Origin of the sequence: Pseudomonas corrugata, from assembly GCF_050920615.1 — a bacterium.
Lineage (GTDB): Bacteria > Pseudomonadota > Gammaproteobacteria > Pseudomonadales > Pseudomonadaceae > Aquipseudomonas > Aquipseudomonas corrugata.
In genome coordinates this window covers 3,581,611-3,593,882 of record NZ_CP130434.1, presented here as the reverse complement: position 1 = coordinate 3,593,882, position 12,272 = coordinate 3,581,611, and the positions used below count along the sequence as shown (strand labels likewise).

Here is a 12,272-nt window from a genome sequence, read left to right as displayed (position 1 = left end):
GCCCACATTCGCACTTGGGGTCTGTGGTGAATAATGCGTTCGGCTGCAAGAGGTATGCGTTTTACTTATGGGGATGAGTTCTGCATGCTGTACGGCCGTTTCCTCGATAACACGGTAGGTGCACATGCACAGTCTTGAACTGCCCAATCTCATGCAGATTCGTGCCTTCCTTCGTGTTGTCGAGTACGGCAGCGTATCCAAGGCATCCGCCGTGCTTTTTCGTGCTCAGCCCGTCGTGACGCGCGCCATCCTTGCCTTGGAGAAACGTCTTGGAGTCTCTTTGTTTGAGCGCAACGTCAATGGTATGCGTCTGACCAATTACGGTGAACGTGCAGCTCCTCGGGCGCATCGTGCAATGGATGAATTGCTTGCCGTGCCACCTTTGCTGGGGCAGGTAAAGGGGCACGCCGCCGAGCCGCTTTATCTGTTCCAGACCCGACGCCTGGAGGTGTTCGCGAAGCTCTGTGAAACCCACCATATGCAGACCACGGCGAATATCCTTGGGGTATCCCAGCCAGCGATCAGTGCCGCCATCAAAGTCCTTGAACAGGGCAGTGGCTCTAGCCTGTTTGAACGCACGCCCCATGGCTTGCTGCCCACCCGCGCCTGCCTTGCGGTGTTGCTGCGGGTGCGCCGAGCACTGAATGAGCTGCGTCACATCGATGCGGACATCGCCGCGTTGGGTGGCTCCCTTCAAGGTGCCGTGCACGTGGGGGCCTTGCCTCTGGGACGCACGGGAATACTGCCCGAAGCCATCGTGCGCCTGACCCTGGAACACCCTCATGTACGGATCGTCACCAATGAAAGCCCGTTCGACTTGTTGGCCAGTGAGCTGCGCGCTGGCGATGTGGATTTTATCCTCGGCGCTCTACGCCCGTCGGCCTATGCCAGCGACCTGCATAGCGAGGCGTTGCTACAGGAAGAAATGGTGATCCTGGTACGCCGCGACCATCCTTGGTTGAAGCGGACGCCAGTCTATGAAGACTTGAGTGGCGCCCGCTGGATCCTGCCTCGCGCCGGTTCCCCGGCGCGACAATTGCTGGACGCATTTTTCGCCCACATCGGTATCGCCGCGCCCATCCCTGTGATTGAAACGGGCGACTTGGCGATTTTGCGCGGTGTGTTGCTGCGCTCAGATATGCTCGCTGCCGTTTCGGCACATCAGCTGGAACATGAAATGGCCAGCGGTGATCTGGTGCGACTGCCCCTTTCCCTTAGCCACACCACGCGACCGATTGGTCTGATCTCCCGAGCGGGGTCGCTTCAATCGCCAGCGGCGCAGGCGTTGATGGACAAAGTTCGGGAAGTGGTAGGGGAGGCGACGATGGAAGTTACAGCGCCAAACTGACGCAGGTTTAGCCTGGCTGAGCCCTGTTATTCGTCAATCAGCTTTCACTATTTCGTTCTTCCGTTTTCAAACTCTGCGGTTGCCCCAGCGTTGGCGCTATCACTCGACCCGACCGTTATTCGCATCGTCCGCGAGCGTCTGGCACGAACTTCCACCGCATGTTAGAGCGATCAACGACGAATAAGTCCTACTTATCCATGTGCCCTATATAGATCGTTTGTAAGCATCTATAGGGGCTTATAGCATCGGATTCCAGAGGTTTGGACTTATTCGGAGGTTGCTATGAAGGTGCTGGTGGCGGTGAAGCGTGTCGTAGACGCCAACGTCAAAGTCCGTGTCAAAGCGGATGAATCTGACGTTGAGTTAAGCAACGTAAAAATGTCGATAAACCCCTTCTGCGAGATCGCTGTGGAGGCCGCACTTCAACTGAAGGAAAGCGGCCAGGCCAGCGAAGTCATCGCCGTATCGGTGGGCCCTGATGCTTGTCAGGAGCAGTTGCGAACCGCCCTGGCGATGGGCGCAGACAGAGCCGTGCTGATCAAGGCGGGTAGCGATCTGGAACCCCTTGCGATTGCTAAGCTTCTCTACACGGTCACCCAGCGTGAAGAACCCGGCATTGTGCTGCTGGGCAAGCAATCCATCGATGGTGATAACAACCAGACCGGTCAAATGCTTTCCGCATTGATGGGCAGCGCTCAAGGCACCTTCGCTTCGCAAATCAACGTCGTCGGTGAGTGGGCCAATGTCATTCGCGAGGTCGACGGTGGACTGGAAACCAGAAGCTTGCGGTTGCCCGCAGTGATCACCGCTGACCTGCGTCTGAATGAGCCACGCTACGCCTCACTTCCCAACATCATGAAAGCGAAGAAAAAACCACTGGAGGTCATTGATGCCAGCGACCTCGGTGTCGATATCGCTCCTCGTTTGAAAGTCATCAAGGTCTCAGCGCCGCCTGAGCGTAAGGCAGGCATTCGTGTGAGTAGCGTTCAAGAACTGGTCGAGAAGCTGAAGAACGAAGCGGGGGTGATCTGATGGCTGTTTTATTGATTGCTGAGCACCATGAGGGGGCTCTTAAGTCAGGCACCTTGAACGCTCTTTCAGCAGCTGCGAGCCTTGGGGCCGACGTCGACATTCTGGTTGCCGGTCAACTGGCGGGCAACGTTGCCGAAGAATTGGCGGCCTTCGCCGGTGTGAAGAGCGTACTGATTGCCGATGCGCCCGCGTATGCCGATCAAGGTGTCGAGAACGTCGCGGCCCTGGTCACCGACTTGGTCAAGGCTTCGGCCTATGGTCACGTCATCGCCGCTTCGACCGCTTACGGCAAAAATCTGCTTCCTCGCGTTGCTGCATTACTGGATGTCGCCCAGGTCAGTGACGTTGTGGAAATCGTTTCCCCGAACACATTCGTTCGACCGTACTACGCCGGTAATGCCCTGGCGACCGTTGAAAGCTCTGACGCCGTCAAGGTGCTGACCGTTCGCACCACGGCGTTTGCAGCTGCCGAACGGACGGGGGCATTGGCGCCCATCAAGGCCATTTCCGTCTCTCACGACACCGGTCTTTCCAAATTCTTGAGTGCCGATTTCAGCGTCTCTGAACGGATCGAACTGACCTCGGCCAAGATCGTCATTTCCGGGGGGCGCGGCATGGGCAGTGGCGAAAATTTCGCGCTGCTGGAAAAAGTCGCCGACAAGCTGGGTGCCGCGGTGGGTGCCTCTCGCGCAGCCGTCGACGCCGGTTTCGTCTCCAATGATATGCAGGTTGGCCAGACAGGCAAGATCGTGGCGCCTGACCTTTACATCGCTGTCGGCATCTCGGGTGCCATTCAACATTTGGCCGGCATGAAAGATTCCAAAATCATCGTTGCGATCAACAAGGACGAGGAGGCGCCGATTTTCCGTGTTGCGGACTACGGCCTGGTTGCCGATTTGTTCGACGCCGTTCCAGCGCTTGAAGCTGCCCTGTCTTGAGGAGTCTGAAATGAGCGCCAAGCGTACTTATACCTTTGCTTTCGATTGTCCGGACCGGGTGGGAATCATCACCCGCACGGCGGGCCTGTTCGCCAGTCATGGCGGTTGGGTTGAAGAGGCCTCGCAGTTCTCTGACGAAGAGAGCAATCGCTTCTTCAGTCGCATGGTTGTTCGCGCGGAGACCCTGCCATTTGACATCGAAGTGTTGAAACGCAAAGTCGAACCGCTCGCGCAAGAGATGTCGATGAACTGGCGTCTGGTCGACAGTGACCAGCGCAAGCGTGTGGTGTTGATGTGCAGCAAAGGCTCGCACTGCATGACCGATTTGCTGGACCGTTGGAAAACCGGTGACCTGGTCTGTGACATCGCCTGCGTGATTTCCAACCATGAGGATTTGCGCAGCCTGGCTGAGTGGTACGGCATCCCATTCGAATACGTGCCGGTCGACAAAGACAACAAGGCTGCAGGGTTTGCCAAAACCGAACAACTGATCGATGAGTACCGCGCGGACTGCATCGTCCTTGCTCGTTACATGCAGATCCTGCCGCAGAACCTGTGTGAAAAATACCGCCACAAAGTGATCAACATCCATCACAGCTTCCTGCCCTCGTTCATCGGCGCAAAGCCGTATCACCAGGCATCCCGTCGTGGGGTAAAGCTGATCGGCGCGACCTGTCACTACGTGACCGAAGACCTCGACGAGGGGCCGATCATTGAGCAGGACGTCGCGCGCGTCAGCCACGAACAGTCTGTCGATGATCTTGTGCGGTTAGGCAAAGACGTCGAAAAAACCGTATTGGCCCGTGGGCTTCGAAACCATCTCGAAGATCGCGTGCTCGTGTACGGCAATAAAACCATCGTGTTCTAAGCACCCCCCCAATCGTCGAGCCAGTTGCCCTGCCTGGGGTGCTGGCCCTGGAGTTTTAAAATGAGCAATACCGTTCCGAGTTCGGCTCGTGTCGTCATCGTCGGTGGTGGGGTTATAGGGTGCAGCGTTGCATACCACCTGACCAAACTGGGCATCAAGGATGTCGTGCTGCTGGAGCGCAAGACGCTGACCTGCGGCACGACCTGGCATGCTGCCGGACTGGTGCCGACCCTGCGCGCGACCTACAACATGAGCATGCTGGCGAAGTACAGCGCTGGTTTGTACGAGGGCCTTGAAGCAGAAACCGGTCAGGCCACTGGCTTCGTGCGTAACGGTTCCTTGAGCGTCGCGACTCACCAGGAACGTTTCACCGAACTCAAGCGCGGCGCGTCGATGGCCAAGCTTTGTGGCTTTCCCTGTGAAGTGGTCAACCCTGAGCAAGCGCTTGACCTGTGGCCGCTGCTGAACATCGAAGACATCGTCGGCGGCGTGTATTTGCCGTTGGACGGTGTGGTCAACCCGGTTGACGTCACCCAGGCACTCGCCAAGGGTGCTCGAATGGGCGGCGCTAAAATCATTGAAAACACCCAGGTCCTGGACATCAAGATCAAGGATGGCAAGGCCGCCGGCGTCGTCACGGCTCAGGGCGATATCGACGCTGAGTTTGTGGTGAACTGCGCCGGTATGTGGGCGCGTAATTTCGGCAAGAAAGCCGGGGTCAACATTCCCCTCCACGCCGCAGAACACTACTACGTGGTCACGGAGCCGATGCCGGAAATCAACGGCATCATGCTGCCGACACTGCGTGACCTGGACTACTACAACTACTTCAAGACCGACGCCGGCAAACTGTTGATCGGCACCTTTGAGCCCAATGCCAAACCGTGGGGCCATGAAGGCATTCCCGACAGCTTCAGTTTTGATGAGTTGCCGCCTGATTTCGATCACTTGGAACCCTACCTGGAAGCGGCTATTCGCCGAATCCCAGCGCTGGAGAAGACCGGGCTGCAAGTGTTCTTCAACGGTCCAGAAAGCTTTACCCCCGATGACCGCTACCACTTGGGCGAAGCACCTGAATTGCGCAACTATTTTGTCGCCGCAGGCTTCAACTCGGTGGGCATCCAGTCAGCGGGCGGGGCCGGCAAGGTGCTTGCCGAGTGGATCGCCAAAGGTCACGCCCCGATGGATCTGTGGGACGTCGACATCAAGCGTAATTTGCCTTTCCAGGGTAACTCTCAGTACCTGTACGACCGCACCACGGAAGGTTTGGGCCTGTTGTATGCCATGCACTGGCCATTCCGTCAGTTCGAGTCCGCTCGCAACGCACGCAAAAGTATCCTCCATGACCGTTTGGTGGCCGCCAACGCCTGCTACGGCGAAGTGGTCGGCTGGGAGCGCGCGAACTTCTTTGCACCGCAGGGTCAGAAGCCGGAATACGGCTACAGCTGGGGTAAACAAAACTGGTTCGAGTGGTCGGCAGCCGAACACAACGCGGTTCGCAAAACCGTCGGCCTGTTTGATCAAAGCTCCTTCGCCAAAATACTGGTCCAGGGCCGCGATGCGATGTCGGTGCTCAACCGGATTTGCAGCAACAACATTGATGTCGAGTCAGGCAAGATCGTCTACACCCAGTGGCTCAATGAGCGCGGTGGTATCGAGGCCGACCTGACCGTGACTCGACTTGAGAAGGAGTCGTTCCTCATCGTCACCGGTCCATGGACGCAGACTCGCGAGCTGAACTGGCTGCGCCGCAACACGCCGGACGAGGCGAATGTGGTTTACACCGATGTCACCTCGTCGATGGCCGTGATCAGCGTGATGGGCCCTAACGCCCGCAATTTGCTGCAACCGCTGACCACCGACGACCTCTCCAACGAAGGCTTCCCGTTTGCCACGTCCAGGGAGATCGAACTCGGCTATGCCCGCGTACGAGCGTCACGGATTACCTACGTGGGCGAGTTGGGCTGGGAGCTGTACATTCCGACTGAATTCGCCCCGGATGTATTCGACCGAATCGTCGCGGCGGGTGAGCCTCACGGCTTGAAGTTGTGTGGTTATCACGCCCTGAACTCCCTGCGTATCGAGAAGGGCTATCGCCACTTCGGCCACGACGTGGTGGAGGAGGACACGCCGCTGGAAGCCGGGCTGTCGTTTGCCTCGGACTTCAACAAGGCCGGCGGTTTCATCGGCAAAGAAGCCTTGCTCAAGCAGAAAGCCGAAGGCGTGAAAAAGCGCATGGTCCTGTTCAAGTTCCTCGACCCGGAGGCCACCAACTACCACGAAGAACCGATCTATCGGAACGGAGAAATCGTCGGGCGCACCACCTCTGGCATGTACGGCCACTTCATCGGCGGCAACGTCGCCATGGGCTATGTCTGCAACGCCGAAGGTGCAACGGCTGACTGGGTGAAAGAAGGCAAGTACGAGATCGAGGTGGCCACCAAGCGCTATGAGGTGGAGGCCAGCCTTCGAGCGTTCTACGACCCTGAGATGAACAAAATCAAGTGCTGACCCCCTAGGCCAACCGTATTAGCGGCGGTCAGGCACGGTATAGAAACGTCATAACAACAAGTCGATTGAATCGCGCAGTGCCCGGAGGTCCGACTCCGGGCCAGGCGCAAAAATCGCCGGAGACAACCATGAATGCAAAATGCATCGCCAGGTCCAAGTCGTCGCCAACCCCGTCGGGTGCGCAGCTTTGTGCCGCTCCATCACACCTTATCGATTCCGGGCTTGCCCTGAGCCTTTTCTGCCGAAAGATTCCTCTTGAGTTTGCCGCGTCGACCATCAGACACGGGCGTCCGTACGCCTGATTGATGGCTGTCCTGTGTCCACGCGAACAAGAGAAACCGTGTGAGCGCCGTTTAAGACGGCTTCGCACTTAGCTGATCAAAGAATTGCAGAAGGGTGTTCACATGCAAACAGAATCCTTTGTGAGTTTTCGCAATGTGCAGAAGAGCTACGACGGCGAAAACCTCGTGGTCAAAAACTTCAATCTGGATATTCAGCGCGGCGAATTCATCACCATGCTTGGGCCGTCCGGCTCTGGAAAGACAACGTGCCTGATGATGTTGGCGGGGTTTGAAACCGTCACTCACGGGGAAATCTCCATCGACCGCCAGCCGGTCAACGACATCTCGCCACAGAAGCGCGGTATCGGCATGGTCTTTCAAAACTATGCCTTGTTCCCGCACATGACCATTGCTGAGAACCTGGCTTTTCCGCTCAAGGTGCGCGGCCTGTCTTCAAGCGACATCCACGGCAAAGTTAAAAAGTCCCTGGACATGGTCGCCATGGGCCCGCTGGGCAATCGCATGCCGGCACAACTGTCCGGTGGGCAGAAACAACGAGTGGCCCTGGCTCGGGCGCTGATTTTTGAACCTCGCCTGGTGCTCATGGATGAGCCGCTCGGCGCGCTCGACAAACAACTGCGCGAGCAAATGCAGTACGAGATCAAGCGCCTTTCCAAGCAACTGGGCATTACCGTTGTTTACGTCACCCACGATCAGACTGAAGCACTGACCATGTCCGATCGCATTGCGGTGTTCAACGATGGAGTGGTTCAGCAACTGGCCAATCCGTCCGACCTGTACGAGAAACCCGAGACCGCCTTCGTTGCCAGCTTCATTGGTGAAAACAACCGGCTGACGGGGGAGGTCATCGAGCGCGACGGGGATTACTGCCAAGTGCAAGTCGGCAACCTTCGAGTGAAGGCCGTTGCGGCGAAATCCGCGAGTACCGCCCGTGGCACGAAAACCACCTTGTCGATTCGACCGGAGCGCGTCTACCTCGATCCAACCGACGGTCAATGTGACAACCGGCTTCCGGCAAAAATTCAAGAGCTGATCTATCACGGGGACCACCTGCGTCTGCGGTTGAGCGTCGCGGACCAGGATGACTTCATCGTCAAAGTGGTCAACGGCGTCAACCAGTCGACGCCGACTCCCGGCGCCCTGGTGACCGTAGGGTGGCGTGCTGACGACTGTCGAGCGCTCAACACCGTTATCTAACTTTCGTCACCGCTCACACGGAGATCACTCCATGAATCGCCCTGTAATGTCTGAAGGGCCTGCGGATCGGCTGTTTGTGCAGCCGAAGGTTGGCCAGTCAATAAAGGAAAGCCTGGACAAGGCCGAGCGTCGGAACAAGTTCAAGTCCGTGCTACTGGTGTTGCCACTGCTTGCATTTATCGCCGTCTTCTTTCTCATGCCTATTGGCGACATGCTGATGCGCAGCGTGCAAAACGGCACGCTCGCCGACTACATGCCGAACAGTGCAGTCGAGTTGAAGCAGTGGGATCGGCAGACGTTGCCTGAGGAGAAGACGTTTGCAGTCCTCGGCAACGATATTCTCGCGCTGCTCAAATCGCAGAACCTGGACCGGGTCGGGACTGACTTGAATCGCGTTCAAAGCGGCATGAAGCTGCTGTTGAACAAGACGGCGAGAGGCCTGGAAAAACAGAGTCAAGTTGGGATCACCGAATTCAAGCCGCTGATGATCAGCATCGACAAACGCTGGGGTGAAACCGCAACGTGGTCGCAACTCAAGGTGATGGCCCCCTCGATTTCCGCGGTGCATTACCTGGCGGCGCTGGATCGTCAATACGACGATAACGGCGACATCGTCCAGCAGCCCGAAAGCCGGCAGATCTATGTCGACAACCTGCTGAAGACTCTGGCGGTCAGCGTCGCGATCACCTTCATCTGCTTTCTGCTGGGCTATCCGCTGGCGTATTTCCTGGCCAGCTTGCCGGACCGTTTCAGCAACTTGTTGATGATCCTTGTGCTTCTGCCGTTCTGGACATCGCTGCTGGTGCGGACCAGCGCCTGGATTGTGATTCTCCAGTCAAACGGGGTTTTCAACGATGTCCTTCGCAGTCTCGGCATCATCAATCAGCCGCTCGATCTGATGTACAACCTGTACGGCACGATCATCGCCATGACGCATATTCTGCTGCCGTTCATGGTGCTGCCGCTTTACAGCGTCATGCGCGGTGTCGACCAGACCTACATCCGTGCCGCGCACTCCATGGGCGCCAGCTCCATGCGTACCTTTTTCAAGATCTACTTTCCGCTTTCCCTGCCGGGCGTCAGTGCCGGGGGGATTCTGGTTTTCATTCTCGCGGTTGGTTACTACATCACGCCTGCACTTGTGGGGGGGCGAACCGGCCAGATGATCAGCAACTTCATCGCTTATCACATGCAGACGTCCTTGAACTGGGGCCTGGCTTCGGCAATCGCCAGCCTGCTTCTGGTGGTAGTGCTGCTGATGTACTGGGTCTACGACCGATTCGTAGGCATTACCAATATGAAGTTGGGGTGAGCCATGAGCCTTCCAAAATACATCGGACCTTTCGAACGCTGCTGGTTTTTCACCGTGCGCGGATTTGCCCTGCTCGTGCTGCTGTTTCTGGTGGTGCCGATTCTGGTAATCATCCCTTTGTCCTTTAACGTCGAGCCGTATTTCAGCTTCACGTCGGACATGCTTCATCTGAAACCGGAGGCATTTTCCCTGCGCTGGTATCACCAGCTGATCAACGATCCGCTTTGGGTGCTGTCGATCAATAACAGTTTCCTGGTGGCGTGCGGTGCAACTGTGATCGCTACCGCGCTCGGTACGCTTGCATCCATTGGGCTGAGCCGCTCTGACTTGCCTTACAAGCGCCTGCTCACCGGCATTCTGATTTCGCCGATGATCGTCCCAGTGATTATTTCAGCCGCTGGCATGTACTTTTTTTACAGCAAGTTGGGGATTGGCCAGAGCCTGCTCGCGCTGATCCTGTCGCACGCTGTGCTGGGTACGCCTTTCGTGATTCTGACCGTCACCGCAACGCTCGTGGGGTTCGATCATTCACTGACCCGCGCCGCCGCCAGCATGGGCGCATCGGCGACCTATACGTTTTTCAACGTGACGTTTCCCCTCATTCGTCCTGGCATCATTTCAGGCGGGCTGTTCGCATTCATCACCTCGTTCGATGAGGCGGTGATCGTTCAGTTTTTGGGCGGGGTCGAGCAGCGCACCATCCCTCGTCAGATGTGGTCCGGAATGCGTGAGCAGATCAGTCCCACGATTCTCGCTGCTGCAACGTTGTTGATCATTTTGTCTGTTCTGCTGTTGTTGTCTATCGAAGTCCTGCGCCGTCGTTCGCTCCGCGTTCGTGGAATCACTAATTGATCTGAGATCTAGGGAAGCAGTTATGAAAAAGATGTTGATATGCGCGGTAACAAGCCTCGCGTGTGTGTCTGCGATGGCGCAAGAGAATCTGACGATTGTCACGTACGGTGGCTCATTGGCTGCTGCCCAGACCAAGGCAGCGATCAAGCCATTCAGCGAGAAAACCGGGGTGAAAACCACGCTAGAGGATTACTCCGGCGGCATCGCTCAGCTCAAGGCTCAAGTCGATACCAAAAACGTCACCTGGGACGTCGTCGACATGGAATTACCGGATGCCGTTCGGGCGTGTAATGCGGGGCTGTTTGAACGTATCAACCCGAGCAAGGACCTGGAAGCTGGAACGGGCGGCGCCCCGGTTGACGTGGACTTCATCTCCGGCGCCGTCACCGACTGTGCGGTGGCCAACATCATTTGGTCGACGGCGGTCGCTTACAACGTCAACGCGTTCAAAGGTGAGCAGCCTGCCACGCTGAAGGATTTCTTCGACCTGAACAAATTTCCGGGCAAGCGTGGCTTGCGCAAGGCGCCTCAAGGCACGTTGGAGTGGGCACTGCTGGCCGATGGGGTGCCTCGCAATGAAGTGTATTCCACCCTGGAAACCGAGGCGGGTATCGAGCGGGCTTTCGCCAAACTCGACTCGATCAAGAGTCAGGTGATCTGGTGGGAAGCAGGTGCCCAGCCGCCGCAATTGCTTGCGGACGGCCAGGTCGTAATGACCTCAGCATGGAATGGACGTATCTGGACGGCCCAGACCCAAGAGAAGCAACCGTTCAAGATTATCTGGGACGGTCAGCTGTACGACATGGATGTATGGGCTGTGCCGGCCGGCAGCAAGAACAAAGCGCGGGCCATGGAGTTCCTCAAGTTCGCCACGAGCACCCCGGTGCTGGCTGAGCAAAGCAAATACATCGCCTATGGCCCGACGCGTAAATCGTCGCAAGCCCTGGTCAGCGAGGAGATGAAACCGCATCTGCCGACCTCCCCGGATAACTTCAAGACAGCATTACAAATGAATGCCGAGTGGTGGGGTGACCACGCCGACGAACTCAATGAACGCTTCAATGCCTGGCTGACAAAGTAAACCTTTGCCTTTACAGCCTTCTCAGGAGTCCAGCGCCATGTCGACTTTGATTTACCTCGGGTTAGGGAGTAACCAGGACCGAGATCATCATTTGGGGTTGGCGTTGGAGTTCCTGGCCGCATTGCTAGTGGATGTTCAGTGCTCCCCGGTCTATTCCTCCGCGGCTGCCGGCTGCGTGGGCGACGATTTTTTTAACGTGGTTCTGTCCGGGCGCACTGATCTATCGCTGGGCCAGTTGAGTGATGTTCTAAAGCGTTTTGAGGCCAGGTACGCGCGCGTGCTGGTTCCTCGAATCGTCTTGCCGGTGGATATCGATATTTTGTTGTACGGGAATTTTGTGGGCGTTTATGCGCATGGGGTGCTGCCAAGGTCGGATCTCATCGATAGACCTTACGTGATGATGCCGCTGGCTGTGCTCGCTCCGGAGGGAGTGCATCCCGTCACCGGTAAAACCTGGAAAACGACCTGGCTTGAGTTCGAGCGGGACATGCCTGCCGAGGAAATACCTGTCCTTGTAGCCAGCGACGGGCTGACCCTGGACAAGGGTGGAAAAACAGCTGGGGCGGATGATTTTGTGATGGCGCAAACGCTTAAATCACTACGTCTTCGACAAGGCCTTACACAGCGCAAACTCGCCGAAAAAGCACGGGTTACCCATAGCTCCATATCTGTCATAGAAAAGAATCAAGCAAGCCCCGGGGTTAACACGCTGGGCAAGATCCTGTCCGCGCTATCGACTTCACTGCCTGAGTTCTTTGCAGAGATTGAGCGAGGAGGTGCAGAAGTAAAACCCAAGAAGAGAATTCTGGAGTTCTGAACAAATAGGGTTGG

The 12,272-nt window shown here is 56.9% G+C and carries 10 protein-coding genes; all 10 read left to right on the top strand.

Annotated elements, in window-relative coordinates; genetic code table 11:
- The first annotated feature begins 124 nt into the window (after nucleotides 1-124).
- The 10 genes from QZH45_RS16160 to folK all read left to right on the top strand — a co-directional run bounded on the left by QZH45_RS16160 (nucleotide 125) and on the right by folK (nucleotide 12,258).
- Entirely contained in the window at nucleotides 125-1,348 is a 1,224-nt protein-coding gene (locus tag QZH45_RS16160) for a LysR family transcriptional regulator (protein ID WP_432783437.1), read from the top strand.
- A gap of 282 nt (nucleotides 1,349-1,630) precedes the next feature.
- A complete protein-coding gene (locus QZH45_RS16155; protein WP_108215562.1) occupies nucleotides 1,631-2,380 on the top strand; it encodes an electron transfer flavoprotein subunit beta/FixA family protein in 750 nt (249 codons plus the stop codon).
- Nucleotides 2,380-3,318, top strand: coding sequence for an electron transfer flavoprotein subunit alpha/FixB family protein (locus QZH45_RS16150; protein ID WP_432783436.1), 939 nt, complete (start codon nucleotides 2,380-2,382; stop codon nucleotides 3,316-3,318). The genes QZH45_RS16155 and QZH45_RS16150 overlap by 1 nt, the downstream gene beginning before the upstream one ends.
- Before the next feature lie 10 nt (nucleotides 3,319-3,328).
- On the top strand, nucleotides 3,329-4,186 hold the full coding sequence (gene purU, locus QZH45_RS16145; protein WP_432783435.1) for a formyltetrahydrofolate deformylase: 858 nt from the start codon (nucleotides 3,329-3,331) through the stop codon (nucleotides 4,184-4,186).
- A gap of 60 nt (nucleotides 4,187-4,246) precedes the next feature.
- The gene (locus QZH45_RS16140; protein ID WP_432783434.1) at nucleotides 4,247-6,697 is read left to right on the top strand and encodes a GcvT family protein; all 2,451 of its coding nucleotides are present in this window, start codon (nucleotides 4,247-4,249) and stop codon (nucleotides 6,695-6,697) included.
- A 404-nt stretch (nucleotides 6,698-7,101) separates the two neighbouring features.
- The gene (locus QZH45_RS16135) at nucleotides 7,102-8,196 is read left to right on the top strand and encodes an ABC transporter ATP-binding protein (protein ID WP_432783433.1); all 1,095 of its coding nucleotides are present in this window, start codon (nucleotides 7,102-7,104) and stop codon (nucleotides 8,194-8,196) included.
- Between the two features lie 31 nt (nucleotides 8,197-8,227).
- Nucleotides 8,228-9,508 carry an ABC transporter permease gene (locus QZH45_RS16130; RefSeq protein WP_432783432.1) on the top strand — a complete coding sequence of 427 codons (1,281 nt, stop codon included), beginning with the start codon at nucleotides 8,228-8,230 and terminating at the stop codon, nucleotides 9,506-9,508.
- Between the two features lie 3 nt (nucleotides 9,509-9,511).
- Nucleotides 9,512-10,360 carry an ABC transporter permease gene (locus QZH45_RS16125; RefSeq protein WP_432783431.1) on the top strand — a complete coding sequence of 283 codons (849 nt, stop codon included), beginning with the start codon at nucleotides 9,512-9,514 and terminating at the stop codon, nucleotides 10,358-10,360.
- 73 nt (nucleotides 10,361-10,433) lie between these two features.
- On the top strand, nucleotides 10,434-11,441 hold the full coding sequence (locus QZH45_RS16120; RefSeq protein ID WP_432783430.1) for an ABC transporter substrate-binding protein: 1,008 nt from the start codon (nucleotides 10,434-10,436) through the stop codon (nucleotides 11,439-11,441).
- A 37-nt stretch (nucleotides 11,442-11,478) separates the two neighbouring features.
- Nucleotides 11,479-12,258: a 2-amino-4-hydroxy-6-hydroxymethyldihydropteridine diphosphokinase gene (folK, locus tag QZH45_RS16115; RefSeq protein WP_432783429.1), complete on the top strand. Its 780-nt coding sequence runs from the start codon at nucleotides 11,479-11,481 to the stop codon at nucleotides 12,256-12,258.
- Nucleotides 12,259-12,272: the final 14 nt, after the last annotated feature.

Excerpts from the sequence above, each read along its gene's own strand:
- QZH45_RS16160 (WP_432783437.1), top strand. The coding sequence starts at position 125 with ATGCACAGTCTTGAACTGCCCAATCTCATGCAGATTCGTGCCTTCCTT.
- QZH45_RS16155 (WP_108215562.1), top strand. The coding sequence starts at position 1,631 with ATGAAGGTGCTGGTGGCGGTGAAGCGTGTCGTAGACGCCAACGTCAAA.
- QZH45_RS16150 (WP_432783436.1), top strand. The coding sequence starts at position 2,380 with ATGGCTGTTTTATTGATTGCTGAGCACCATGAGGGGGCTCTTAAGTCA.
- purU (WP_432783435.1), top strand. The coding sequence starts at position 3,329 with ATGAGCGCCAAGCGTACTTATACCTTTGCTTTCGATTGTCCGGACCGG.
- QZH45_RS16140 (WP_432783434.1), top strand. The coding sequence starts at position 4,247 with ATGAGCAATACCGTTCCGAGTTCGGCTCGTGTCGTCATCGTCGGTGGT.
- QZH45_RS16135 (WP_432783433.1), top strand. The coding sequence starts at position 7,102 with ATGCAAACAGAATCCTTTGTGAGTTTTCGCAATGTGCAGAAGAGCTAC.
- QZH45_RS16130 (WP_432783432.1), top strand. The coding sequence starts at position 8,228 with ATGAATCGCCCTGTAATGTCTGAAGGGCCTGCGGATCGGCTGTTTGTG.
- QZH45_RS16125 (WP_432783431.1), top strand. The coding sequence starts at position 9,512 with ATGAGCCTTCCAAAATACATCGGACCTTTCGAACGCTGCTGGTTTTTC.
- QZH45_RS16120 (WP_432783430.1), top strand. The coding sequence starts at position 10,434 with ATGGCGCAAGAGAATCTGACGATTGTCACGTACGGTGGCTCATTGGCT.
- folK (WP_432783429.1), top strand. The coding sequence starts at position 11,479 with ATGTCGACTTTGATTTACCTCGGGTTAGGGAGTAACCAGGACCGAGAT.